Genomic DNA, 25,817 nt, shown 5'->3' with positions numbered 1-25,817 from the left:
CGCGTACAGGAAACACAGAAAAAAGCCCGCACCTGAACAGTGCGGGCTTTTTTTTCGACAAAAAATCTAGGGGTAACAACCATGCGCGTGTTGAAGTTCGGCGGTACATCAGTGGCAAATGCAGAACGTTTTCTGCGGGTTGCCGATATTCTGGAGAGCAATGCCAGGCAGGGGCAGGTAGCAACCGTCCTGTCTGCCCCGGCGAAAATTACCAACCATCTGGTTGCGATGATTGAAAAAACCATCGGCGGCCAGGACGCGCTCACCAATATCTCCGACGCTGAACGCATTTTTGCTGAACTGCTGCAGGGCCTCGCCGACGCGCAACCGGGGTTCCCGCTGGCACAGCTGAAAGCCGTTGTCGCGCAAGAGTTTGCCCAGATTAAACACGTGCTGCACGGTATCAGCCTGCTTGGTCAGTGCCCGGATAGCGTCAACGCCGCGCTGATTTGCCGCGGTGAGAAGCTATCTATCGCCGTCATGGCGGGCCTGCTGGAAGCTCGCGGGCACAAAGTTAGCGTGATAAATCCCGTCGAAAAACTGCTGGCCGTTGGCCATTACCTCGAATCCACTGTCGATATCGCTGAATCGACTCGCCGCATTACCGCCAGCCAAATTCCGGCCGACCATATGGTGCTGATGGCCGGGTTTACCGCCGGGAACGAAAAAGGGGAGCTGGTGGTGCTGGGACGCAATGGCTCAGACTACTCTGCTGCCGTGCTGGCCGCCTGCCTGCGCGCCGACTGTTGTGAAATCTGGACCGACGTCGATGGGGTATATACCTGCGACCCGCGTCAGGTTCCCGATGCGCGTCTGCTGAAGTCGATGTCATATCAGGAAGCGATGGAGCTCTCCTACTTCGGGGCGAAAGTTCTGCATCCGCGCACCATTGCTCCTATCGCTCAGTTCCAGATTCCCTGCCTGATCAAGAATACCGGTAATCCACAGGCGCCAGGCACGCTGATCGGCGCTAGCCTTGATGAAGACGGTCTGCCGGTCAAAGGCATTTCTAACCTCAATAATATGGCGATGTTTAACGTCTCCGGTCCGGGGATGAAAGGCATGGTCGGTATGGCCGCCCGCGTGTTTGCCACCATGTCCCGCGCCGGAATTTCAGTCGTGCTGATTACCCAGTCGTCATCGGAATACAGCATCAGTTTCTGCGTACCGCAGAGCGACTGTGCACGCGCAAAACGGGTGATGGAAGATGAGTTCTATCTGGAGCTGAAAGAGGGCCAGCTGGAGCCGCTGTCGATCATGGATCGTCTGGCGATCATCTCCGTGGTGGGCGACGGTATGCGTACGCTGCGCGGGATCTCGGCGAAGTTCTTCGCCGCGCTGGCCCGCGCTAATATCAATATCGTGGCGATTGCCCAGGGCTCTTCCGAGCGTTCTATTTCCGTGGTGGTCAGCAATGATGATGCGACCACCGGAGTACGCGTAACTCACCAGATGCTGTTCAACACCGATCAGGTGATTGAGGTCTTTGTTATCGGCGTCGGCGGCGTCGGCGGCGCGCTGATTGAACAGATCAAGCGTCAGCAGGGCTGGCTGAAGAACAAACATATCGACCTGCGCGTCTGCGGCGTGGCTAATTCACAGGCCTTGCTGACTAACGTGCACGGGCTGAATCTCGAGAACTGGCGCGCGGAGCTGGCCGAAGCGAAAGAGTCGCTGAACCTGGGCCGCCTGATTCGTCTGGTCAAAGAGTACCATTTGCTGAACCCGGTTATCGTCGACTGTACCTCCAGTCAGGCGGTCGCCGATCAGTACGCCGATTTCCTGCGCGAGGGTTTCCACGTGGTGACGCCGAACAAAAAGGCCAATACCTCCTCGCTGGATTACTACCATCAGCTGCGCCATGCCGCCAGCAGCTCGCGACGCAAATTCCTCTACGACACCAACGTTGGCGCCGGTCTGCCGGTAATTGAAAACCTGCAAAACCTGCTCAACGCTGGCGATGAGCTGCTGCACTTCTCCGGTATTCTTTCCGGATCACTGTCGTTTATTTTCGGTAAGCTGGATGAGGGCATGAATCTCTCCGAGGCAACAACGCTGGCGCGCGAGATGGGGTATACCGAACCGGATCCGCGAGACGATCTTTCAGGCGTCGATGTTGCGCGCAAGCTGCTGATTCTGGCTCGTGAAACCGGCCGTGAGCTTGAGCTGTCTGACATTGTCGTCGAACCGGTACTGCCTGCACAATTTGATGCCAGCGGCGACGTTGAGAGCTTTATGGCACGCTTGCCTTCGCTGGATAACGAGTTTGCTTCCCGGGTTGCCCAGGCTCGTGATGAAGGTAAAGTCTTGCGTTACGTCGGTAACATCGAAGAGGATGGAACCTGTCGCGTGAAAATTGCCGCCGTTGACGGTAACGATCCGCTGTTCAAAGTGAAAAATGGTGAAAACGCCCTGGCCTTTTACAGCCATTATTATCAGCCGCTGCCGCTGGTGCTACGCGGCTATGGTGCAGGTAATGACGTTACGGCGGCCGGTGTGTTTGCTGACCTGTTGCGCACCCTGTCATGGAAGTTAGGAGTTTAAGATGGTCAAAGTATATGCCCCGGCTTCCAGTGCCAATATGAGCGTCGGGTTTGATGTGCTGGGCGCGGCGGTGACGCCGGTCGATGGCACCCTGCTGGGGGACAACGTTTCGGTCGAGGCGGCGGACAGTTTCAGCCTGCAAAACGTTGGCCGCTTTGCCAGCAAGCTGCCCTCAGCGCCGCAGGAAAACATTGTTTACCAGTGCTGGGAGCGTTTCTGTCAGGAAATCGGCAAAAAGGTTCCGGTGTCGATGGTACTGGAAAAAAACATGCCGATTGGTTCCGGTCTCGGCTCCAGCGCCTGTTCTGTCGTCGCCGCGCTGGTGGCGATGAATGAATTCTGCGGTAAGCCGCTGAATGAGATGCGCATGCTGGCGCTGATGGGGGAGATGGAAGGGCTCATTTCCGGCAGCATCCACTATGACAACGTTGCGCCCTGCTACCTGGGCGGCATGCAGCTGATGATTGAAGAGAATGGCATCATCAGCCAGCAGGTTCCGGGTTTTGACGAATGGCTGTGGGTGCTGGCTTATCCGGGAATTAAAGTTTCGACGGCGGAAGCGCGTGCCATCCTCCCGGCGCAGTATCGCCGCCAGGACTGTATCGCTCACGGTCGTCACCTGGCGGGCTTTATTCATGCCTGCTACACCCGCCAGCCGCAGCTGGCAGCGAAATTGATGAAAGATGTAATTGCCGAACCGTATCGCACCAAACTGCTGCCGGGCTTCAGCGAAGCGCGTCAGGCGGCGATGGAGATCGGTGCGCAGGCGTGCGGCATCTCAGGCTCCGGCCCGACGCTGTTTGCGCTATGCGATAAGCCGGAAACCGCGCAGCGCGTCGCGGACTGGCTGGGCACGCATTATCTGCAGAATCAGGAAGGCTTCGTTCATATTTGCCGGCTGGATACGGCGGGCGCACGAGTAGTGGGATAACCAATGAAACTCTATAATTTAAAAGATCATAACGAACAGGTCAGCTTTGCGCAGGCCGTTACGCAGGGGCTTGGCAAGCAACAGGGGCTGTTCTTTCCGCACGATCTGCCGGAATTTAGCCTGACTGAAATTGACGACATGCTGGAGATGGATTTGGCCTCCCGCAGCGCCAGAATTCTGTCGGCCTTTATTGGCGACGAGATCCCGCAGGAGATCCTCAAAGAGCGCATCGCCGCCGCTTTCACCTTCCCGGCTCCGGTCAGCAAGGTGCAGGATGATATTGGCTGCCTGGAGCTGTTCCACGGCCCGACGCTGGCGTTTAAAGATTTCGGCGGCCGCTTTATGGCGCAGATGTTGACCCATATCGCCGGCGACAAACCGGTGACGATTCTGACCGCCACCTCCGGTGATACCGGCGCGGCAGTTGCGCATGCGTTTTACGGCCTGCCGAATGTCAAAGTCGTTATTCTGTATCCGCGCGGCAAGATCAGCCCGCTGCAGGAAAAACTGTTCTGCACCCTGGGCGGCAACATTGAAACCGTGGCGATTGATGGCGATTTCGACGCCTGCCAGGCGTTGGTGAAACAGGCGTTTGACGACGAAGAGCTGAAGGTTGCTCTGGGCCTGAACTCGGCGAACTCCATCAATATCAGTCGTCTGCTGGCGCAGATTTGCTACTACTTCGAAGCGGTCGCACAGCTGCCGCAGGAAGCCCGCAACCAGCTGGTCATCTCCGTACCGAGCGGTAACTTTGGCGATCTGACCGCCGGTCTGCTGGCGAAGTCTTTAGGGCTGCCGATTAAGCGCTTTATTGCCGCCACCAACGCCAATGACACCGTGCCGCGCTTCCTGCAGGACGGCAACTGGGCGCCGAAAGCGACTCAGGCGACGCTGTCTAACGCCATGGACGTCAGCCAGCCGAACAACTGGCCGCGCGTGGAAGAGCTGTTCCGTCGCAAAATCTGGCGTCTGAACGAGCTGGGCTATGCCGCCGTGGACGATGAAACCACCAAACAGGCGATGCGCGAGCTAAAAGCTATTGGTTACACCTCAGAGCCGCACGCCGCCATCGCCTGGCGCGCGCTGCGCGACCAGCTGCAGCCGGGCGAATACGGTCTGTTCCTCGGTACCGCGCACCCGGCGAAATTCAAGGAGAGCGTCGAAGAGATCCTCCAGGAGACGCTGCCGCTACCGAAAGAGCTGGCCGATCGCGCCGACCTGCCGCTGCTGTCGCATAATCTGCCGGCGGATTTCGCCGCGCTGCGCCAGCTGATGATGGGCAAAGCATAACGGCCTTTTTTCGCCGCACGATGTTCTCAGGCCGGGCCTCTACGCCCGGCTTTTTTATCGGCGAAAAAGGAGGAATTATGCAGAAAAAAGGCAGGGAAAATGGATGAATTACCAATAAATGCCGGGGGGCAAAGATTAGGATTGCGGAGAATAACCCGCACCGTTGCTCAGGGGTAATCTTTGGTTATCGCCCCCATGCGGGGACTGTTAATGAAGGGGAAACCTATGTCAACGCTGAAGTCTGTGATCCTTGCGCTTTCGATGTCGCTGGTGGCTCCTGCTGTGGTTCACGCATCGGAGATCACGCTGGTGCCGGCAGTCAAACTGCAAATTGGCGATCGCGACAATTACGGTAACTACTGGGACGGCGGTCGCTGGCGCGACCACGAATGGTGGGGCCGTCATTATGACTGGCGCGATAACCACTGGCGCGCGCACGATGAGCATCGCCATGATCATCATGATGACCACGATCGCGGCCGCGGCCCGGATCGTGACTGGCGCCATCACTAAGTCTTCCCTCCCGGTCGCCATGAGGGCGGCCGGGAGGGGAATTAGCGTTCGTGGCGTTTAAAGACCATCTCATCTTTCTGACCGGAGGCTTCGGCGTCGAAGAAATAGCCTTCGCTGTTGAAACGGGTTAGCTGTTCAGGCTGGGTTAAGCGGTTTTCAATGATATAGCGGCTCATTAACCCGCGCGCCTTTTTGGCATAGAAACTGATCACTTTAAACTGGCCGTTTTTCTCATCGAGGAACACGGGCTTAATGATTCTTCCCTGCAACTGTTTTGTCTTCACCGACCGGAAGTATTCGTCAGAAGCCAGGTTAATCACGATATCGTCTCCCTGAGCTTTCAGCGCCTGATTGAGTTTATCGGTAATCACCTCGCCCCAGAACTGGTAGAGATCTTTGCCTTTGCTATTTTCCAGCTTAATGCCCATTTCCAGACGATAGGGCTGCATCAGATCCAGCGGGCGCAGCACGCCGTAGAGGCCGGAAAGCATACGCAAATGTCGCTGGGCAAAATCGAAATCGTCTTCGCTGAGGGTTTCTGCCTGCAGTCCGGTATAAACGTCGCCTTTAAAAGCCAGAATGGCCTGGCGCGCGTTTTGCGGCGTGAAGTCCGGCTGCCAGTCATGAAAGCGGGTCGCATTCAGATCCGCCAGCTTATCGCTGATGCTCATCAGTTTGCCGATCTGTGGCGCCGAGAGCCGGCGCGCGACGCCGATCAGCTCCTGGGAATACTCCAGAAGTTCAGGCTGGGTGTAGCGTGCTGTGGCCAGCGGGCTTTGGTAGTCGAGCGTTTTGGCAGGTGAAATAAGAATCAGCATATCCGGTCCTTGCAGGGAATTTTCCGTGACTTTAACAAAAAAAGAGCGCGGTGGGATCGATAGCTGCGATTGCCGCGCTATTCACGCGGCACTTCATCCCAGGCTCCAGGCGCCAGCTGCTGGTTAATTTCCGGGTAGCGCGTGGCGTCAAAGGTCGGTCGTACGCCCAGTCGTCGCTGGGTGAGATAATCACTGGCCAGGATCCGTACCGTAGGCGACAGCAGTAAAATAGCGGTCAGGTTAGTGATGGCCATCAGCGCCATAATGGTATCCGCCAGCTGCCAGACAACCGGCAAACCGACCAGCGTGCCGGCGATAACCATGACCAGAGTGAGGATCCGCAGCGCCCAGATATGACGAGGGCTGTTAATGCGCAGAAATATCAGGTTATTTTCAGCGTAGATGTAGTTTGCGACGATAGAACTGAAGGCAAAGAGCAGCACGACGATCGCCACGAATCCCGCCCCCCAGCCGCCGACCAGTGATGTCATGGCGTGCTGGATGCTCTGGATACCGTTCGCGGCATCTTCCGCGTCGTCTAGCGGCGCCAGCATGATAATGACGGCGCTGGCGGTACAGATAACTATCGTATCGATGAGGACGCCAATCATTTGCACGATCCCCTGCGCCGCCGGATGCGGAGGCCAGGAAGCCGCTGCCGCCGCGGCGTTAGGCGTTGACCCCATCCCCGCTTCGTTCGAGAACATACCGCGCTGAAAACCACTGGTCAGCGCCTGGCTGATGGTATAGCCCACTGCGCCGGCGGCGGCTTCCTGCCAGCCGAACGCGCTGCGGAAAATGGACTCGAAAATGGCCGGCAGCGCCGTAATGTGCCAGAGGCCAATCAGCAGGCTGGTGGTCACCCAAAGCAGAGCCATCAGCGGCACAATCCACTGCAATAGCTTCGCCACGCCCCGCAAACCCCGCACGATAACCAGCAGGATCACCAGTGCCAGCGCGCAACCGGTAACGATAGCGGGAAGGTCAAAGGCATAGGTCATCGCATTCGCGATGGAGTTGGCCTGCACGGTGTTAAAAATAACCCCATAGGCCAGCAGGAGCAGGATAGAAAACACGATGCCCATCCAGCGCATTCCTAAACCCCGGGACATATACCAGGCCGGGCCGCCGCGAAATTGCCCGTGGGCATCGCGTTCTTTGTAGAGCTGGGCAAGAGAACATTCGGCAAAGCTGCTGGCCATGCCGAGCAGCGCAGAAACCCACATCCAGAAGACGGCGCCGGGTCCGCCGGCGGAGATAGCCAGCGCGACGCCGACCAGGTTGCCGCTGCCCACGCGCGCCGCGAGGCTGGTGCACAGGGCCTGGAAAGAGGTTAATCCGCCGGGCTGAGGCTGGAGGCTTTTCTTTAGACTTTTCCCAAACTGGCGAACATAACGAAACTGAATGAATTTTGTTCGCCAGGTAAACCAGATGCCGGCGCCCAGTAACAGATAAATCATTACGGAGCCCCAGAGTATTTCATTGATAAAAGAGAAAAAATCAGGCATTAACCATCCTCTTGTCCATGCCGGAACGCTAGTGTAAGCGTTACCAATTCAGTGACAATCCCTTAGCTTTCAGAGAATTAATTCATCCAGTTTATCACACTCTGCGCTCTTGCATGGTCCGCAGTTGCGCTGAACATGCAGCGTGTTATCATCTTGGCAGACCGGTTACATCCCCTTAACTGCTGTTTAAGAGAAACACTATCATGACGGATAAATTGACTTCTCTGCGTCAGTACACCACTGTCGTAGCTGATACCGGAGATATTGCGGCAATGAAGCTGTATCAGCCTCAGGATGCCACGACTAACCCTTCTTTGATCCTCGGCGCGGCTCAGATTCCTGAGTACCGTAAGCTGATTGATGACGCTGTCGAGTGGGCCCGCGGCCAGAGCAGCGATCGCGCTCAGCAGATTATCGATGCTTCCGATAAGCTGGCGGTGAACATTGGTCTCGAAATTCTTAAGCTGATTCCAGGCCGTATTTCGACCGAAGTTGATGCGCGCCTCTCGTATGACACCCAGGCATCTATCGCGAAAGCGAAACGCATCATCAAACTGTATAACGATGCGGGCATCGGCAACGATCGCATTCTGATTAAACTGGCTTCCACCTGGCAGGGTATTTGCGCTGCCGAGCAGCTGGAAAAAGAAGGCATCAACTGTAACCTGACTCTGCTGTTCTCCTTCGCTCAGGCTCGCGCTTGTGCTGAAGCGGGTGTATTCCTGATCTCTCCGTTCGTTGGTCGTATTCTCGACTGGTACAAAGCGAACACCGATAAGAAAGAGTACGCGCCGGCTGAAGATCCGGGCGTCGTTTCCGTCAGTGAGATCTACGAGTACTACAAGCAGCACGGTTATGAAACTGTCGTGATGGGCGCAAGCTTCCGTAACGTCGGTGAAATCCTTGAGCTGGCCGGCTGCGATCGCCTGACCATCGCTCCGGCTCTGCTGAAAGAGCTGGCGGAAAGCGAAGGGGCTATCGAGCGTAAACTGGCGTTCAGCGGCGAAGTAAAAGCGCGTCCGGAACGCATCACCGAAGCCCAGTTCCTGTGGCAGCACAACCAGGATCCGATGGCGGTGGACAAGCTGGCGGAAGGTATCCGTAAGTTTGCGATCGACCAGGAAAAACTGGAAAAAATGATCGGCGACCTGCTGTAATCATTTGGGCGTGGCCGGGCTCCTGGTCACGCTACTTCTCCTGAACTCTGTCTGTATTTCCTTCCAGCGTGTATCATTCCGTCTAATTGTACTGTTTGAACGGAATAACGATGAATACCTTACGAATCGGCTTAGTTTCCATTTCCGATCGCGCCTCCAGCGGCGTCTATCAGGATAAAGGCATCCCGGCACTTGAAGAGTGGCTGGCGCGTGCGCTGACGACCCCCTTTGAGCTCGAGACCCGTCTGATCCCTGACGAACAGGTGATTATCGAACAAACGCTGTGTGAGCTGGTTGACGAGATGGCCTGCCATCTGGTGTTAACTACCGGCGGGACCGGTCCGGCCCGACGCGACGTGACGCCGGATGCCACCCTGGCCGTCGCCGACCGCGTTATGCCAGGATTTGGTGAGCAAATGCGCCAGGTTAGCCTACACTTCGTTCCGACGGCTATCCTTTCTCGTCAGGTTGGCGTTATCCGCAAGCAGGCGTTGATTTTGAATCTGCCGGGCCAGCCGAAAGCCATTCAGGAAACCCTTGAAGGCGTTAAAGATGCTGACGGCAAGGTTCTGGTGCACGGGATCTTCGCAAGTGTACCTTATTGTGTACAGTTGCTGGAGGGGCCGTATGTGGAGACAGACGCGGAAGTTGTAGCGGCTTTTCGCCCAAAAAGCGCGAGGCGCGAAACTTTATCCTGAATTTAATACTTTCCTGACATAACCTGCATTGTCGGTGGTGTGCCGTTTTATTTACGATATAGTGTTTTTTACTTTACACATTTCGTGATGACACCTACACACCTCTGGATGAATCGCTCGTTATGTCACAACATACCCGACCTCTGAATCGACAAGATTATAAAACCCTGACGCTGGCCGCCCTTGGCGGCGCGCTGGAGTTTTATGATTTCATTATCTTTGTCTTCTTCGCCGCCGTCGTTGGCGAACTGTTCTTCCCGGCGGATATCCCGGAATGGCTGCGTCAGGTGCAGACCTTCGGCATCTTTGCCGCGGGCTACCTGGCGCGTCCACTGGGCGGCATTATTATGGCCCACTTCGGCGATCTGGTCGGGCGCAAGAAGATGTTCACCCTGAGCATTCTGCTGATGGCATTGCCGACGCTGGCGATTGGTCTGCTGCCGACCTACGCGTCGACAGGCATTGCCGCGCCGCTGCTGCTGTTGCTGATGCGCATTCTGCAGGGGGCGGCAATCGGAGGGGAAGTGCCCGGCGCCTGGGTTTTTGTCGCCGAACACGTGCCGGAAAAGCGCATTGGTATCGCCTGCGGCACCCTCACTGCGGGCCTGACGGTTGGCATTCTACTGGGATCGGTGGTCGCGACGCTGATTAATACCAGCCTGACGCCACAGGGGATTCACGACGGCGGCTGGCGTATTCCCTTCCTGTTAGGCGGCGTATTTGGTCTGGTGGCCATGTATCTGCGTCGTTGGCTGCAGGAGACGCCGATATTTCTCGAAATGCAGCAGCGTAAGGCGTTAGCACAGGAGCTGCCGGTCAAATCGGTGGTGCTGAAACACCAGAAAGCGGTGGTGGTTTCCATGCTGCTGACCTGGCTGTTATCCGCCGGCGTGGTGGTGGTGATCCTGATGTCACCGGTCTGGCTACAAAAGCACTACGGTTTTGCCCCGGCCATCACCCTGCAGGCCAACAGTATTGCCACCATTATGCTCTGCATCGGCTGTCTGCTGGCAGGGCTGGCGGCGGATCGTTTTGGCGCCAGCCGCACGTTCATCGTCGGCAGTTTGCTACTGGCGCTCTCCAGCTGGGCGTTCTATCACCTTTCCGGCAGCAGTCCACAGCAGCTGTTCCTGCTGTATGGCACGGTGGGATTATGCGTCGGGGTTGTGGGCGCCGTACCTTACGTCATGGTGCGCGCTTTCCCGGCGGAGGTTCGCTTTACCGGCATTTCCTTCTCATATAATGTCTCTTACGCCATTTTTGGCGGTCTGACGCCGATTGCCGTGACCATGCTGATGGGCGTTTCGCCGATGGCACCTGCATGGTACGTGCTGGCGCTTTCGCTGATGGGGCTGGGATTAGGGATCTGGCTGCGCCAGGGGATGAACCGTGATGTGGCTGCCGCCGGCGGGGAGTTGCAGCGCCTGCCTTAACGTTCTGCGAGCAATACCCTCGCCCGTCGGGACGAGGGTATTTTTATCAATGAGGTGCGCCGATCGGCAGTACGGTGCGACCAAACTGTTCGTTCAGTACTTCACCCATTGCCAGATAAATAGCGCTACCGCCGCAGACTAAACCAATCCAGCCCGCGATTTTTACGAGACCTTCATTATCTGCCAGGTGACCGATTGCCAGCAGCGCAAACAGAACGGTCAGGCTGAGGAACACGAATTGCAGCATTCGTGCGGCTTTCAGGGTACCGAAGAACATAAACAATGTGAAGACTCCCCACAGACCGAGATACATGCCGAGGAAGTGCGCATCAGGTGCTTCTGCCAGGCCCATTTTCGGCATGAGAAGAATAGCGACCAACGTCAGCCAGAAGGCACCGTAGGACGTAAAAGCGGTTAAACCAAAGGTATTGCCTTTTTTAAATTCCAGCAGGCCTGCGAAAATCTGCGCAATACCGCCGTAAAAAATGCCCATCGCCAGGATAGCTACATCAAACGCGAACAGGCCGCTATTTGCCAGATTAAGCAGAATAGTGGTCATGCCGAAGCCCATAAGGCCCAGCGGTGCCGGATTAGCCAACTTAGTGTTGCCCATAATTCCTCAGAATAATGATTAGAAAGGGAAGCATTACCCCGCCACTCGGTGACGGGGCGCGGCATCATAATGAGGCGCAGGGTAACTGTCTATGATCTGGCGGGGTATTTTTCGCCAATTTACGCTGGCGCGGATAAATGGCGATCGTTCGCTATCGGCAGCCGGGTGCGGAGGCGTCTGGCGGGACGCGTGTTATCGATAAAAGCCGCTTTTTTACCGGTTTATTCAGTCGGCCTTGTTTATTCGTCTCTTTACCCGGCAAGAAAGTGAAAAATTTTTTTGCTTGCCCCCTTGAGGAAGCGGTGGGCGACCCCATCTTGTAGTCAACCGCAGTGAATGAACCTGAAAAAAATGATGTCTGGGCAGTTGAAACCATAGGTTTCGCCCTTATTACAGGTTTACAACCACATGTTGATCGAATTTTTAGTGGAGACGTTTAGATGGGTAAAATTATTGGTATCGACCTGGGTACTACCAACTCTTGTGTAGCGATTATGGATGGCACTACTGCACGTGTGCTGGAGAACGCCGAAGGCGATCGCACCACGCCTTCTATCATTGCTTATACCCAGGATGGTGAAACTCTGGTTGGTCAGCCGGCTAAACGTCAGGCAGTGACAAACCCGCAAAACACCCTGTTTGCGATTAAACGCCTGATTGGTCGCCGCTTCCAGGACGAAGAAGTTCAGCGTGACGTATCCATCATGCCGTACAAAATCATCGGCGCCGACAACGGCGACGCATGGCTTGATGTGAAAGGTCAGAAAATGGCGCCGCCGCAGATTTCTGCTGAAGTGCTGAAAAAAATGAAGAAAACGGCTGAAGATTACCTGGGTGAGCCGGTAACTGAAGCGGTTATCACCGTACCTGCATACTTCAACGATGCTCAGCGTCAGGCAACGAAAGATGCCGGCCGTATCGCAGGTCTGGAAGTCAAACGTATCATCAACGAACCGACCGCCGCTGCACTGGCTTACGGTCTGGATAAAGAAGTCGGCAACCGTACTATCGCGGTTTACGACCTCGGTGGTGGTACCTTCGATATCTCTATTATCGAAATCGACGAAGTTGACGGCGAAAAAACCTTCGAAGTTCTGGCAACCAACGGTGATACCCACCTGGGTGGTGAAGACTTCGATAGCCGTATGATCAACTACCTCGTTGATGAGTTTAAGAAAGATCAGGGCATTGACCTGCGTAACGATCCGCTGGCCATGCAGCGTCTGAAAGAAGCGGCTGAAAAAGCGAAAATCGAGCTTTCTTCCGCTCAGCAGACCGACGTGAACCTGCCGTACATCACTGCAGATGCCACCGGTCCGAAACACATGAACATCAAAGTGACTCGTGCGAAACTGGAAAGCCTGGTTGAAGATCTGGTGAACCGTTCTATCGAGCCGCTGAAGGTTGCGCTGCAGGACGCGGGTCTGTCCGTGTCTGACATCCAGGACGTTATCCTGGTTGGTGGTCAGACTCGTATGCCAATGGTGCAGAAGAAAGTGGCTGAGTTCTTTGGTAAAGAGCCGCGTAAAGACGTTAACCCGGATGAAGCTGTGGCGATCGGTGCTGCGGTTCAGGGTGGTGTACTGACTGGTGAAGTCAAAGACGTTCTGCTGCTGGACGTTACCCCGCTGTCGCTGGGTATCGAAACCATGGGCGGCGTGATGACTGCGCTGATCAACAAGAACACCACTATCCCGACCAAGCACAGCCAGGTGTTCTCTACTGCAGAAGACAACCAGTCTGCGGTAACCATCCACGTGATTCAGGGTGAGCGTAAACGCGCTTCCGATAACAAATCACTGGGTCAGTTCAACCTGGATGGGATTAACCCGGCACCGCGCGGTATGCCGCAGATCGAAGTCACCTTCGACATCGATGCTGATGGTATCCTGCACGTGTCCGCCAAAGACAAAAACAGCGGTAAAGAGCAGAAAATCACCATTAAGGCCTCTTCTGGTCTGAACGAAGAAGAAATTGCCAAAATGGTTCGTGATGCGGAAGCGAACGCTGAATCTGACCGTAAGTTCGAAGAACTGGTTCAGACCCGTAACCAGGGCGACCATCTGCTGCACAGCACGCGTAAGCAGGTTGAAGAAGCGGGCGACAAACTGCCGGCTGACGACAAAACTGCCATCGAGTCTGCGCTGACCGCGCTGGAAACTTCACTGAAAGGTGAAGACAAAGCGGACATTGAAGCGAAAATGCAGGCGCTGGCTCAGGCTTCCCAGAAGCTGATGGAAATTGCTCAGCAGCAACACGCTCAGCAGCAGGCTGGCGGTGCTGAAGCTTCTGAAAGCAACGCGAAAGACGACGATGTCGTTGACGCCGAGTTTGAAGAAGTGAAAGACAAAAAATAATCGCCCTTTGAACGGGTAAAACACTGGCACGGGCGAAGAGGTTTCCTCTCCGCCCGTGCACGCATGTTAAGGGGCTGAAAAACACCAATGGCAAAGCAAGATTATTACGAGATTTTGGGCGTTTCCAAAACAGCGGAAGAGCGTGAAATCAAAAAGGCTTACAAGCGCCTGGCCATGAAATACCACCCGGACCGTAACCAGGGTGATAAAGAAGCCGAAGCGAAGTTTAAAGAAATTAAAGAAGCGTATGAAATCCTGACTGATGACCAGAAGCGTGCGGCCTACGATCAGTACGGCCACGCCGCCTTTGAACAAGGTGGCATGGGCGGCGGCGGCGGTGGTTTTGGCGGCGGTGCCGATTTCAGCGATATCTTTGGCGACGTGTTTGGCGATATCTTCGGCGGCGGTCGTGGCCGTCAGCGTGCGGCGCGTGGCGCTGACCTGCGCTACAACATGGACCTGACGCTGGAAGAAGCCGTTCGCGGCGTGACTAAAGAGATTCGCATCCCGACGCTGGAAGAGTGTGACGTCTGCCACGGCAGCGGCGCGAAAGCCGGTAGCAAACCGCAAACCTGTCCAACCTGTCACGGTGCCGGTCAGGTGCAGATGCGCCAGGGCTTCTTCGCCGTTCAGCAAACCTGTCCGCATTGCCAGGGACGCGGTACGCTGATTAAGGATCCGTGCAACAAATGCCACGGTCACGGCCGTGTCGAGAAGACTAAAACCCTGTCGGTCAAAATCCCGGCTGGTGTTGATACCGGCGATCGTATTCGTCTTTCAGGCGAAGGCGAAGCGGGCGAGCACGGCGCTCCGGCTGGCGATCTGTACGTTCAGGTCCAGGTTAAGCAGCACGCTATCTTTGAGCGCGAAGGCAATAACCTGTACTGCGAAGTGCCGATCAACTTCACCATGGCTGCCCTCGGCGGCGAGATTGAAGTCCCGACGCTGGATGGCCGCGTCAATCTGAAGGTGCCTGGCGAAACGCAGACCGGTAAGCTATTCCGCATGCGTGGCAAAGGCGTGAAATCCGTACGCGGTGGCGCGCAGGGCGATCTGCTGTGCCGCGTGGTGGTTGAAACGCCGGTAGGGCTTAATGAAAAACAGAAACAGCTGCTGAAGGATCTTCAGGAAAGTTTTGGCGGCCCAACGGGTGAAAAAAACAGCCCGCGCTCCAAAAGTTTCTTTGATGGCGTGAAGAAATTCTTCGACGACCTGACGCGCTAATCTACTGCGATTCTGAAAAGCCACTTTATTGTTAAAGTGGCTTTTTTGTTTCCAGCCCGCTATCTGTTAATGATGGCTGAATCCCCCGGTCAGAGTCGCACTTTGCCGTCTGCCTTATATCGTAAAAATCGAGCTATAACGCAATAATAATCTTATTTTTTCGAAGTGTTATGGCGACTAGAATAGTTTCATCGATGAATTAGCCTTATAGAGAGAGTAAAAGTGAAACATCTGCAGCGTTTTTTCAGTAGCGATGCTTCAGGGGGCATTATCCTCATTTTTGCGGCCGCGTTGGCCATGCTGTTGGCTAATACTGACGCGACCAGCGGTATTTACCATTCCTTTCTGGAAACACCCGTTCAGCTGCGTGTTGGTGCGTTAGAAATCAATAAGAACATGCTGCTGTGGATTAACGATGCGCTGATGGCCGTCTTCTTCTTACTGATTGGCCTGGAAGTGAAGCGAGAGATGATTCAGGGGGCGCTGGCCAGCCGCCGTCAGGCCGTTTTCCCGGTCGTGGCTGCCTTAGGTGGGATGATTGTCCCGGCGCTGATCTACCTGGCGTTTAATGCTCAGGATCCGATTACCCGGGAGGGGTGGGCGATTCCGGCGGCGACCGATATCGCTTTTGCGCTGGGCGTGCTGGCGCTGCTGGGCAGTCGCGTACCGCCGGCGTTGAAAATCTTCCTGATGGCGCTGGCGATTATCGACGACCTGGGCGCCATTATCATCATTGCCCTGTTTTATACCAGTGACCTTTCCGTCCTGTCGCTGGGCGTGGCGGCTGGGGCGATTGCCGTGCTGGTCGCGCTCAATCTTTGCGGCGTCCGACGCACCGGTATCTATATCCTGGTCGGCGCGGTGCTATGGACTGCGGTCCTGAAGTCCGGGGTTCATGCGACGTTAGCCGGGGTGATCGTTGGCTTTATGATCCCGCTGAAGGAGCAGGGCGGTAAATCACCGGCTAAGCAGCTTGAGCATGTCCTGCATCCATGGGTGGCTTACCTGATTCTGCCGCTTTTCGCCTTCGCTAACGCAGGCGTCTCGCTGCAAGGGGTAACGATTGAAGGACTGACGTCACTGCTGCCGCTGGGGATTATTGCCGGGCTGTTTATCGGCAAACCGCTGGGTATCAGCCTGTTCTGCTGGCTGGCGTTAAAACTGAAATGGGCATCGCTGCCGGAAGGGACGACCTGCAAGCAGATTGTGGCGGTCGGCATTCTGTGCGGGATTGGCTTCACGATGTCGATTTTCATCGCCAGTCTGGCCTTCAGCAGCGTTAACCCTGGCTTAATCAACTGGGCCAAGCTGGGCATCCTGATTGGATCGGTCCTGTCGGCCGTGACCGGGTATATGATACTACGCAGGCGTATTGCGGATACCACGACGGCTTAACATTCGACGGGGAGCCTGTAAGGGCTCCCCTGGCATTATCAGGGAGAGAAACATGTCGCATATTAATTACAACCACCTGTATTACTTCTGGCACGTTTACAAAGAAGGTTCTGTTGTCGGCGCCGCGGAGGCTTTGTTTCTGACGCCGCAGACCATTACCGGGCAAATCAAAGCGCTCGAAGAGCGTTTGCAGGGGAAATTGTTTAAACGCAAGGGGCGGGGGCTGGAGCCGAGTGAACTGGGCGAGCTGGTATTCCGCTATGCGGACCGCATGTTCACGCTGAGCCAGGAGATGCTCGATATTGTGAACTACCGCAAAGAGTCTAACCTACTGTTCGATGTCGGCGTTGCCGATGCTTTGTCGAAACGATTGGTGAGCGGGGTGCTGGATGCGGCGGTAGTGGATAATGAACAGATTCATCTGCGTTGCTTTGAATCGACCCACGAAATGCTGCTTGAGCAGCTCAGCCAGCACAAGCTCGATATGATCATCTCAGACTGCCCCATCGATTCCACCCAGCAGGAAGGGCTGTTCTCCGTACGTATCGGCGAGTGCAGCGTGAGCTTCTGGTGTATGAACCCGCCGCCGGAAAAACCGTTCCCCGCCTGTCTGGAGGAGCGTCGTCTGCTGATCCCCGGTCGGCGCTCGATGCTGGGACGCAAGCTTCTGAACTGGTTCAACTCCCAGGGGCTGAAGGTCGAGATTCTCGGTGAGTTTGACGATGCGGCGCTGATGAAGGCGTTCGGTGCGGCGCATAATGCGATTTTTGTCGCGCCGACGCTTTACGCGCATGACTTCTATCAGGACGAGACGATTATTGAGATCGGACGGATGGAGAATGTGATGGAGGAGTATCACGCCATTTTTGCCGAAAGGATGATTCAGCATCCGGCGGTGCAACGGATTTGCAATCGCGACTATTCGTCACTCTTCACGACGCCGCAGCCGTAACTGACAGGCATAAAAAAACCCGCTTTCGCGGGTTTTTTTACAAAGCGATAACAAGCAGACGATTAAGCCAGTTTGTTGATCTGAGCGGTCAGGTTTGCTTTATGACGCGCAGCTTTGTTTTTGTGGATCAGACCTTTAGCAGCCTGACGGTCCACGATTGGTTGCATTTCGTTAAATGCTTTCAGTGCAGTAGCTTTGTCGCCAGCTTCGATAGCTGCGTATACTTTCTTGATGAAAGTACGCATCATAGAGCGACGGCTAGCGTTGTGCTTGCGGGCCTTTTCAGACTGAACGGCGCGCTTCTTAGCTGATTTGATATTAGCCAAGGTCCAACTCCCAAATGTGTTCTATATGGACAATTCAAAGGCCGAGGAATATGCCCGTTTAGCCTTCTTTTGTCAATGGATTTGTGCAAATAAGCGCCGCTTAAAACAACGACGCTTTATTACGTAGTGATGGCGCAAGATTCTACCAGCTTGTTGCTGGCGAATACAGCCTTTCCACCATAAAAATCGCTGGGCTCGGGTAGTTTTTGCCGCATTCCCGCGCTGAGTTGATGAATTCCCGGGATCTTTCGGTTAAGAGGTGCAATCGCTGGTTAACGTCGTCAGTTGTACAAGGTATACTCGGACGATTTTCACTGTTTTGAGCCAGACATGAAGCTGATACGCGGCATACATAATCTCAGTCAGGCGCCGCACGGGTGCGTGCTGACCATTGGTAATTTTGACGGTGTGCATCGCGGGCATCAGGCGCTGCTGCAGCGTTTGCGCGCCGAGGGCCGCCAGCGTGGTTTACCGGTGGTGGTGATGATTTTCGAACCACAGCCGCTGGAGCTGTTTGCCGCCGATAAGGCGCCCGCCCGTTTGACGCGTCTGCGGGAAAAGCTGAGCTATCTGGCTGAAAGCGGCGTCGACTATGTGCTGTGCGTGCGCTTTGACCGCCGCTTCGCCGCCCTGACCGCCCAGGATTTTATCAGCGAACTGCTGGTGCGCCGGTTAGGCGTGCAGTTCCTCGCTGTGGGGGATGATTTCCGCTTTGGCGCTGGTCGCCAGGGGGATTTCTTGTTATTACAGAAAGCCGGGGCGGAATATGGTTTTGACGTAACCAGCACCCAAACTTTCTGCGAAGGCGGCGTACGTATCAGCAGCACGGCGGTGCGCCAGGCGCTGGCGGATGACGACCTTGTGCAGGCGGAAAACCTGCTGGGTCATCCCTTTACGATCTCCGGACGCGTGGTCCACGGCGATGAGCTGGGGCGCACTATTGGTTTTCCGACGGCGAACTTACCGCTACGCCGTCAGGTTTCCCCGGTAAAAGGGGTCTATGCGGTGGAAGTAACAGGACTGGGCGACAAACCGCTGGTGGGCGTCGCCAACATTGGCACCCGTCCAACGGTTGCTGGCGTTCGCCAGCAGCTGGAAGTGCATTTGCTGGACGTTGTAATGGACCTTTATGGTCGCCATATAGACGTAATACTGCGTAAAAAAATACGTAACGAGCAGCGATTTGCGTCGCTTGATGAGCTGAAAGCGCAAATTGCACGTGATGAGTTAACGGCCCGCGAGTTCTTTGGGCTGGCCAGGCAGGCATAAGTCTGTTGGTGTTTATCAAACCGAAATACGGAACCGAGAATCTGATGAGTGACTATAAATCCACCCTGAATTTGCCGGAAACAGGGTTCCCGATGCGTGGCGATCTCGCCAAGCGCGAACCGGGAATGCTGGCGCGTTGGACCGATGATGACCTGTACGGCATCATCCGTGCAGCGAAAAAAGGCAAAAAAACCTTCATTCTGCATGATGGCCCTCCTTATGCGAATGGCAGCATTCATATTGGTCACTCGGTTAACAAGATTCTGAAAGACATTATCGTTAAGTCCAAAGGACTGACGGGCTATGACTCGCCTTACGTTCCAGGTTGGGACTGCCACGGTCTGCCGATCGAGCTGAAAGTGGAGCAGGAATATGGCAAGCCGGGTGAGAAATTCACCGCCGCTGAATTCCGCGCCAAGTGCCGCGAATATGCCGCGACCCAGGTTGACGGCCAGCGTAAAGACTTTATCCGCCTGGGCGTGCTGGGCGACTGGTCGCGTCCGTACCTGACCATGGACTTCAAAACCGAAGCCAACATCATCCGTGCGCTGGGTAAAATCATTGGCAACGGCCACCTGCACAAAGGCGCGAAGCCGGTGCACTGGTGCGTTGACTGCCGTTCTGCGCTGGCGGAAGCAGAAGTCGAGTATTACGACAAAACGTCTCCTTCTATCGACGTCGCGTTCCACGCGGTAGACAAAGCCGCGGTGCTGGCGAAATTCGGCGTTGCCGATGTTACCGGCCCGGTATCCCTGGTTATCTGGACCACCACCCCGTGGACCCTGCCTGCCAACCGCGCTATCTCCCTGTCGCCGGAATTCGACTATGCGCTGGTGCAGGTTGCAGGTCAGGCGCTGATCCTGGCGAAAGATCTGGTTGAAAGCGTGATGAAACGCGCGGGTATGGCGGATTACACCATCCTGGCGGCGGTGAAAGGTGATGAACTGGAGCTGATGCGCTTTAAGCATCCGTTCCTCGACTTCGATGTTCCGGCGATCCTCGGCGACCACGTTACCCTCGATGCGGGTACCGGTGCGGTGCATACCGCCGGCGGCCACGGTCCGGACGACTACACCATCAGCCAGAAATACGGTCTGGAAATTGCTAACCCGGTCGGCCCGGACGGTTCCTACCTGCCAGGGACCTGGCCGGCGCTGGACGGTATTAACGTCTTTAAAGCGAACGACATCATCGTCGAGATGCTGCGCGAAAGCGGCGCGCTGCTACACGTTGAGAAAATGCAGCACAGCTATCCATGCTGCTGGCGTCACAAGTCGCCGATCATCTTCCGTGCGACCCCACAGTGGTTCGTCAGCATGGATCAGAAAGGCCTGCGCGCGCAGTCGCTGAAAGAGATCAAAGGCGTGCAGTGGATCCCGGACTGGGGCCAGGCGCGTATCGAATCGATGGTGGCCAACCGTCCTGACTGGTGTATCTCCCGTCAGCGTACCTGGGGCGTGCCGATGTCTCTGTTTGTGCACAAAGAGACCCAGGAACTGCACCCGAACACCCTGGAACTGATGGAAGAAGTGGCGAAGCGCGTTGAGGTGGACGGTATTCAGGCGTGGTGGGATCTCGACTCCCGCGACATCCTCGGTGCCGATGCCGACAGCTACGAGAAAGTGCCGGATACTCTGGACGTATGGTTCGACTCCGGTTCTACCCACTCTTCCGTGGTTGACGTACGCCCGGAATTCTCCGGTCACGCCGCCGATATGTATCTGGAAGGTTCCGACCAGCATCGCGGCTGGTTCATGTCCTCGCTGATGATCTCCACGGCGATGAAGGGCAAAGCGCCGTACCGCCAGGTGCTGACGCACGGTTTCACCGTTGATGGTCAGGGACGTAAAATGTCCAAATCCATCGGTAACACCGTCTCTCCGCAGGATGTGATGAACAAGCTGGGCGCGGATATCCTGCGTCTGTGGGTCGCGTCGACCGATTACACCGGCGAAATGGCGGTCTCTGACGAGATCCTTAAACGCGCCGCCGACAGCTATCGTCGTATCCGTAACACCGCGCGCTTCCTGCTGGCGAACCTTAACGGTTTCGATCCGGTTAAAGACATGGTGAAACCGGAAGAGATGGTGGTGCTCGATCGTTGGGCGGTAGGCTGCGCGAAAGCGGCGCAGGAAGATATCCTGAAGGCCTATGAGTCTTACGACTTCCACGAAGTGGTGCAGCGCCTGATGCGCTTCTGCTCCATTGAGATGGGCTCGTTCTACCTCGACATCATCAAAGATCGCCAGTACACCGCGAAAGCGGACAGCGTGGCGCGTCGCAGCTGCCAGACCGCGCTGTTCCATATTGTGGAAGCGCTGGTTCGCTGGATGGCGCCGATCATGTCCTTCACCGCAGACGAAATCTGGGGCTACCTGCCGGGTTCCCGCGAAAAATACGTCTTCACCGGTGAGTGGTATGAAGGTCTGTTTGGCCTGGCCGACGACGAAGCGATGAACGACGGCTTCTGGGACGATCTGCTGCAGGTACGTGGTGAAGTCAATAAGGTCATCGAGCAGGCGCGTGCTGACAAGCGGGTGGGCGGTTCTCTGGAAGCGGCGGTCACGCTGTATGCCGATGCCGATCTGGCCGCGAAGCTGAACGCGCTGGGCAGCGAATTACGATTTGTCCTGTTGACCTCCGGGGCGACGGTTGCCGATCATGCACAGGCGCCGGCTGATGCCTGGCAGAGTGAACTGCTGAAAGGTCTGAAAGTCGTGCTGAGTAAAGCCGAAGGCGAGAAATGCCCACGCTGCTGGCACTACACCAGCGATGTCGGCAAGGTGGCGGAACACGCGGAAATCTGCGGTCGCTGTGTCAGCAACGTCGCCGGTGACGGCGAAAAACGTAAGTTTGCCTGATGAGTAAATCTGTCTGTTCAACGGGGCTACGCTGGCTTTGGGTCGTCGTAGCCGTGCTGATTATTGACCTGGGCAGTAAATTCCTGATCCTCCAGAACTTTGCTCTGGGGGATACGGTATCGCTGTTTCCGTCGCTTAATCTGCACTATGCGCGTAACTATGGCGCAGCTTTTAGTTTCCTTGCCGATAGCGGCGGCTGGCAGCGCTGGTTCTTTGCCGGCATTGCCATCGGTATCTGCGTGATTCTGGCGGTCTTGATGTATCGCTCAAAAGCCACGCAAAAGCTGAACAACATTGCCTACGCGCTGATTATTGGCGGTGCGCTGGGGAATTTGTTTGATCGGCTATGGCATGGTTTCGTCGTCGATATGATTGATTTCTACGTCGGGGACTGGCATTTCGCCACCTTCAACCTCGCTGATACCGCAATTTGTATCGGCGCAGCGCTGATTGTGCTGGAAGGCTTCCTGCCTTCTAAAGAGAAAAAAGCCGCATAAACATTGCCGGATGGCGCTGGCGCTTATCTGGCCTATAATGTACTGCGCTCCTTGTCGGCCCGGTAAGCGTAGCGCCACCGGGCAAACAGGCGGCTGAAATTTTAAAGAGCAAACCTGCATGTCTAAATCCGTACAGAGCAACAGCGCGATCCTCGTTCACTTCACGCTGAAACTGGATGATGGCTCAACGGCTGAATCCACCCGCAATAACGGCAAACCTGCCCTGTTTCGCCTTGGCGACACCTCCCTGTCTGAAGGTCTGGAACAACAGCTTCTTGGTCTGAAAGAGGGGGAGAAAAAGGTATTCTCGCTGGAGCCCGATGCTGCGTTTGGCATACCAAGCCCGGATCTTATCCAGTATTTTTCCCGCCGCGAATTTATCGATGCGGGCGAGCCGGAAATCGGCGCGATTATGCTCTTTACCGCAATGGATGGCAGCGAAATGCCCGGCGTGATTCGTGAAGTGAACGGCGATTCGATCACCGTGGATTTCAACCACCCGCTGGCCGGGCGCACCGTCCATTTTGATATTGAAGTGCTGGAAATCGATCCGGCGCTGGAGGAGTGAAATGCAGATCCTGTTGGCTAACCCGCGCGGCTTTTGCGCCGGCGTTGACCGCGCTATCAGCATTGTCGAAAACGCGCTGACGCTCTACGGCGCGCCGATCTATGTGCGTCATGAAGTGGTGCATAACCGCTATGTGGTCGATAGCCTGCGCAAGCGCGGCGCCATTTTTATCGAACAGATTAGCGAAGTGCCTGATGGCGCGATCCTGATTTTCTCCGCGCACGGCGTCTCTCAGGCGGTACGTAATGAAGCGAAAAACCGCGATCTGACGGTCTTTGACGCGACCTGTCCGCTGGTGACCAAAGTACATATGGAAGTCGCCCGCGCCAGCCGTCGCGGCGAAGAGTCGATCCTGATTGGCCATGCCGGTCACCCGGAAGTGGAAGGGACGATGGGCCAGTACAGCAACCCGGAAGGGGGAATGTATCTGGTGGAATCACCCGATGATGTCTGGACGCTGGATGTGAAAAACGACGCCCGGCTGTCGTTTATGACGCAGACTACCCTCTCGGTAGATGACACTTCGGATGTGATCGACGCGCTGCGCCAACGTTTCCCGAAAATCGTCGGGCCGCGTAAAGACGATATCTGTTACGCAACGACCAACCGTCAGGAAGCGGTTCGCGCGCTGGCGGAACAGGCCGATGTCGTGCTGGTGGTGGGGTCGAAAAACTCCTCTAACTCCAACCGCCTGGCGGAGCTCGCTCAGCGGATGGGGAAAGCAGCCTATCTGATTGACGACGCGACGGATATTCAGGAAGCGTGGGTCAAAGAGGCCGCGTGCGTTGGCGTGACCGCAGGCGCATCGGCCCCGGATATCCTGGTGCAGAACGTGATTGCGCGTCTGCAGGCGCTGGGCGGTGGAGAAGCCGTCCCGCTGGAAGGGCGTGAAGAGAATATCGTTTTCGAAGTACCGAAAGAGCTGCGGGTTGATGTCCGTGAAGTAGACTAAGTTCTTTCGCCGGCGGATGTGAGAAGATGCCAGACTTAACGTCTGGCATTTTTTTTGGGAGAAACGATGCGCTTACCGATCATTCTTGATACCGATCCCGGCATTGACGACGCGGCGGCGATCGCCGCCGCGCTATTCGCCCCCGAGCTCGATCTGCAGCTGATGACGACGGTGGCGGGGAACGTGTCGGTGGAAAAAACCACGCGTAACGCCCTGCAGCTGCTGCATTTCTGGCAGGCGAAGGTTCCTCTGGCTCAGGGAGCGTCGATGCCGCTCTTGCGCCCGCTGCGCGATGCGGCCTCCGTGCACGGCGAGTCCGGCATGGAAGGGTATGATTTTGTCGAGCATGACTGTCAGCCATTGCCGAAACCGGCCTTTCAGGCCATTCGCGATGCGCTGATGCATGCTCAGGAGCCGATTACGCTGGTGGCGATTGGTCCGTTGACCAATATTGCGCTGCTCCTGACGCAGTACCCGGAATGTCGCTTTAATATTCGCCGGCTGGTGATCATGGGCGGTTCCGCCGGGCGCGGTAACTTTACGCCTAATGCGGAGTTCAATATTGCTATCGATCCGGAAGCCGCGGCCAGCGTATTTCGCAGCGGTCTGGAGACCGTGATGTGCGGGCTCGACGTGACGAACCGGGCAATGCTGACGCCGGAGTACCTTGCCACGCTGCCCGCGTTGAACAAGACCGGAAAGATGCTCCACGCGCTGTTCAGCCATTATCGCAGCGGCAGCATGAGCAGCGGGCTGCGCATGCATGACCTGTGCGCCATTGCCTGGCTGGTGCGCCCTGAACTGTTTACCCTGCAACCGTGCTTTGTGGCGGTGGAAACGCAGGGGACCTGGACATCCGGCACCACCGTCGTCGATATCGAAGGGCGACTGGGGCAGCCGGCGAACGCGAACGTTGCGCTGGCGCTGGATGTGGACGGTTTTCAGCGCTGGGTGGCGGAAGTGTTGGCCCTGGCGCCGTAAGCAGCCAGACGACCGTCAATTTTCTCGCTCAGAAAATCAATCATGGCCCGCATTCTGGCGGGCATATGTTTATTGCCCGACCACAGCAACCACAGCTGTCCGGTATAGCTACTGATAAACTCCCATTCTGCCAGAACCTGGACGATATCGCCCCGGGCCAGCGCGTCGCGGGCGGTAAACAGCGGCAGGCTGCCGATACCTAAATGCTGCTGCACCGCATCAAGGCGCACGGCAGTATGGTTGGCGGCGTAGCGTCCGTGAGTCTGGATAGTTTCCGTTTTACCCGCCCGTCGGAATTTCCAACGTGAGTCGGCCGGCGTTTCGCCCAGGCTGATGCAGCTGTGAGCGCGCAGCTCCGCCGGCGTTTGCGGCGTGCCATGCTGCTGCAAATAATCCGGTGTGGCGCAGATCACGTGGGTCACCGGCATCAGCGGCTTGCCGTGTAGCCCGGGAGAGGGGGTGTGGGTAATCCGCAGCGCCAGATCAATACCATCATCAATCAGATCCAGATAGCGGTCCTCAAGCCGCAGACAGACGTCCACGCCGGGGTAGCGGGTGAGAAACTCCGTCATTAACGGATGAATCACAAACCGCCCGACGGCCTTCGGCACGCTGAGCGTCAGTTTGCCCTGCGCCACTTCCTGCGCACTGCTGGCGGAATTCATCGCCTGGCGAGCCGATTCCAGCATCTCCTGTGCGTGCGCATACACCGTTTTCCCGGCATCGCTCAGGCGTAATTTACGCGTGCTGCGGTGCAGCAGCTTACAGCCCATTTGCTGTTCCAGCCGCGAGACGCTGCGGCTGATCGCCGAAGGCGTTGCTCCGGAAATACGGGCGACGGCAGAAAAACTGCCCTGATCGACAATTTGCACGAACAGGGCAAGGTCGGGGAGTAAATTGAGATTCATTTGTGCTCTTGAGGCAAAAGTG

At 56.1% G+C, this 25,817-nt stretch carries 22 protein-coding genes, 1 pseudogene and 1 other annotated feature (1 of these 24 running past the window's edge); of the genes and pseudogenes, 18 read left to right on the top strand and 5 right to left on the bottom strand.

All coding sequences use genetic code 11. The features are described from left to right. Positions 1–56: a sequence feature (Thr leader region), on the top strand (it extends 62 nt beyond the left edge of the window). A gap of 25 nt (positions 57–81) precedes the next feature. The 4 genes from thrA (at position 82) to DSD31_RS21870 (ending at position 5,278) form a co-directional block, all read left to right on the top strand. Further along, entirely contained in the window at positions 82–2,544 is a 2,463-nt protein-coding gene (gene thrA, locus DSD31_RS21885) for a bifunctional aspartate kinase/homoserine dehydrogenase I (protein ID WP_004857691.1), read from the top strand. A 1-nt stretch (position 2,545) separates the two neighbouring features. Then, a complete protein-coding gene (thrB, locus tag DSD31_RS21880) occupies positions 2,546–3,475 on the top strand; it encodes a homoserine kinase (RefSeq protein WP_113991305.1) in 930 nt (309 codons plus the stop codon). Positions 3,476–3,478: 3 nt separating this feature from the next. Next, positions 3,479–4,765 (top strand): threonine synthase, encoded by a 1,287-nt coding sequence (gene thrC, locus DSD31_RS21875; RefSeq protein WP_004857695.1) that lies wholly within the window; start codon positions 3,479–3,481, stop codon positions 4,763–4,765. A gap of 225 nt (positions 4,766–4,990) precedes the next feature. Continuing rightward, positions 4,991–5,278, top strand: coding sequence for a DUF2502 domain-containing protein (locus tag DSD31_RS21870; protein WP_032716546.1), 288 nt, complete (start codon positions 4,991–4,993; stop codon positions 5,276–5,278). 41 nt (positions 5,279–5,319) lie between these two features. Here the strand turns inward: DSD31_RS21870 and yaaA are convergent, their stop codons facing one another. Together yaaA and DSD31_RS21860 are read right to left on the bottom strand one after the other, a co-directional pair. Further along, complete coding sequence (gene yaaA / locus DSD31_RS21865; protein WP_004857698.1) at positions 5,320–6,096, bottom strand: peroxide stress protein YaaA; 777 nt, start codon at positions 6,094–6,096, stop codon at positions 5,320–5,322. A 77-nt stretch (positions 6,097–6,173) separates the two neighbouring features. Beyond that, the gene (locus DSD31_RS21860) at positions 6,174–7,604 is read right to left on the bottom strand and encodes an alanine/glycine:cation symporter family protein (protein ID WP_015585184.1); all 1,431 of its coding nucleotides are present in this window, start codon (positions 7,602–7,604) and stop codon (positions 6,174–6,176) included. A gap of 203 nt (positions 7,605–7,807) precedes the next feature. On the opposite strand from DSD31_RS21860, the gene tal reads away from it, so the two are divergent. The 3 genes from tal (at position 7,808) to DSD31_RS21845 (ending at position 10,892) form a co-directional block, all read left to right on the top strand. Beyond that, positions 7,808–8,761, top strand: a complete 954-nt coding sequence (tal, locus tag DSD31_RS21855) for a transaldolase (protein ID WP_004857701.1) — start codon at positions 7,808–7,810, stop codon at positions 8,759–8,761. Between the two features lie 110 nt (positions 8,762–8,871). Then, a complete protein-coding gene (mog, locus tag DSD31_RS21850) occupies positions 8,872–9,459 on the top strand; it encodes a molybdopterin adenylyltransferase (RefSeq protein ID WP_015585183.1) in 588 nt (195 codons plus the stop codon). Between the two features lie 122 nt (positions 9,460–9,581). Next, complete coding sequence (locus DSD31_RS21845) at positions 9,582–10,892, top strand: MFS transporter (protein WP_004857704.1); 1,311 nt, start codon at positions 9,582–9,584, stop codon at positions 10,890–10,892. Between the two features lie 46 nt (positions 10,893–10,938). Here DSD31_RS21845 and satP read toward each other — a convergent pair whose 3' ends face one another. After that, entirely contained in the window at positions 10,939–11,505 is a 567-nt protein-coding gene (gene satP, locus DSD31_RS21840; RefSeq protein ID WP_004857706.1) for an acetate uptake transporter, read from the bottom strand. Positions 11,506–11,945: 440 nt separating this feature from the next. Here satP and dnaK point away from each other — a divergent pair, with 440 nt between their 5' ends. The 4 genes from dnaK to nhaR all read left to right on the top strand — a co-directional run bounded on the left by dnaK (position 11,946) and on the right by nhaR (position 17,433). Next, positions 11,946–13,862, top strand: a complete 1,917-nt coding sequence (gene dnaK / locus DSD31_RS21830) for a molecular chaperone DnaK (protein ID WP_004857708.1) — start codon at positions 11,946–11,948, stop codon at positions 13,860–13,862. An 87-nt stretch (positions 13,863–13,949) separates the two neighbouring features. Beyond that, positions 13,950–15,086: a molecular chaperone DnaJ gene (gene dnaJ, locus DSD31_RS21825; RefSeq protein ID WP_004857710.1), complete on the top strand. Its 1,137-nt coding sequence runs from the start codon at positions 13,950–13,952 to the stop codon at positions 15,084–15,086. Positions 15,087–15,308: 222 nt separating this feature from the next. Continuing rightward, a complete protein-coding gene (gene nhaA / locus DSD31_RS21820) occupies positions 15,309–16,481 on the top strand; it encodes a Na+/H+ antiporter NhaA (RefSeq protein WP_064359593.1) in 1,173 nt (390 codons plus the stop codon). Positions 16,482–16,533: 52 nt separating this feature from the next. Continuing rightward, the gene (gene nhaR, locus DSD31_RS21815; protein WP_004857714.1) at positions 16,534–17,433 is read left to right on the top strand and encodes a transcriptional activator NhaR; all 900 of its coding nucleotides are present in this window, start codon (positions 16,534–16,536) and stop codon (positions 17,431–17,433) included. Positions 17,434–17,495: 62 nt separating this feature from the next. On the opposite strand, the gene rpsT is transcribed toward nhaR, so the two are convergent. Next, complete coding sequence (gene rpsT, locus DSD31_RS21810; RefSeq protein WP_003018940.1) at positions 17,496–17,759, bottom strand: 30S ribosomal protein S20; 264 nt, start codon at positions 17,757–17,759, stop codon at positions 17,496–17,498. Positions 17,760–17,878: 119 nt separating this feature from the next. Between rpsT and DSD31_RS26530 the strand changes: the two are divergent. The 7 genes and pseudogenes from DSD31_RS26530 to rihC all read left to right on the top strand — a co-directional run. Then, positions 17,879–18,082, top strand: a pseudogene (locus DSD31_RS26530) (DUF2575 domain-containing protein); the annotation flags it as partial. 7 nt (positions 18,083–18,089) lie between these two features. Continuing rightward, positions 18,090–19,028, top strand: coding sequence for a bifunctional riboflavin kinase/FAD synthetase (ribF, locus tag DSD31_RS21795; RefSeq protein ID WP_004857719.1), 939 nt, complete (start codon positions 18,090–18,092; stop codon positions 19,026–19,028). Between the two features lie 44 nt (positions 19,029–19,072). Next, the gene (ileS, locus tag DSD31_RS21790; protein ID WP_004857721.1) at positions 19,073–21,889 is read left to right on the top strand and encodes an isoleucine--tRNA ligase; all 2,817 of its coding nucleotides are present in this window, start codon (positions 19,073–19,075) and stop codon (positions 21,887–21,889) included. Further along, on the top strand, positions 21,889–22,386 hold the full coding sequence (lspA, locus tag DSD31_RS21785) for a signal peptidase II (protein WP_004857723.1): 498 nt from the start codon (positions 21,889–21,891) through the stop codon (positions 22,384–22,386). The genes ileS and lspA overlap by 1 nt, the downstream gene beginning before the upstream one ends. A 118-nt stretch (positions 22,387–22,504) precedes the next feature. Continuing rightward, positions 22,505–22,954 carry an FKBP-type peptidyl-prolyl cis-trans isomerase gene (fkpB, locus tag DSD31_RS21780; RefSeq protein WP_004857725.1) on the top strand — a complete coding sequence of 150 codons (450 nt, stop codon included), beginning with the start codon at positions 22,505–22,507 and terminating at the stop codon, positions 22,952–22,954. 1 nt (position 22,955) lies between these two features. Then, a complete protein-coding gene (gene ispH / locus DSD31_RS21775; RefSeq protein WP_044347571.1) occupies positions 22,956–23,906 on the top strand; it encodes a 4-hydroxy-3-methylbut-2-enyl diphosphate reductase in 951 nt (316 codons plus the stop codon). A 66-nt stretch (positions 23,907–23,972) separates the two neighbouring features. Further along, the gene (rihC, locus tag DSD31_RS21770; protein WP_113991304.1) at positions 23,973–24,887 is read left to right on the top strand and encodes a ribonucleoside hydrolase RihC; all 915 of its coding nucleotides are present in this window, start codon (positions 23,973–23,975) and stop codon (positions 24,885–24,887) included. Here the strand turns inward: rihC and DSD31_RS21765 are convergent. Beyond that, on the bottom strand, positions 24,848–25,795 hold the full coding sequence (locus DSD31_RS21765) for a LysR family transcriptional regulator (RefSeq protein ID WP_088911864.1): 948 nt from the start codon (positions 25,793–25,795) through the stop codon (positions 24,848–24,850). The two genes, rihC and DSD31_RS21765, sit on opposite strands and share 40 nt — an antisense overlap. Between the last annotated feature and the right edge of the window lie 22 nt (positions 25,796–25,817).

The organism is Klebsiella sp. X13 (genome assembly GCF_003323835.1).
GTDB classification, from domain to species: domain Bacteria; phylum Pseudomonadota; class Gammaproteobacteria; order Enterobacterales; family Enterobacteriaceae; genus Klebsiella; species Klebsiella ornithinolytica.
This window is presented reverse-complemented; position numbering and strand designations above follow the sequence as displayed.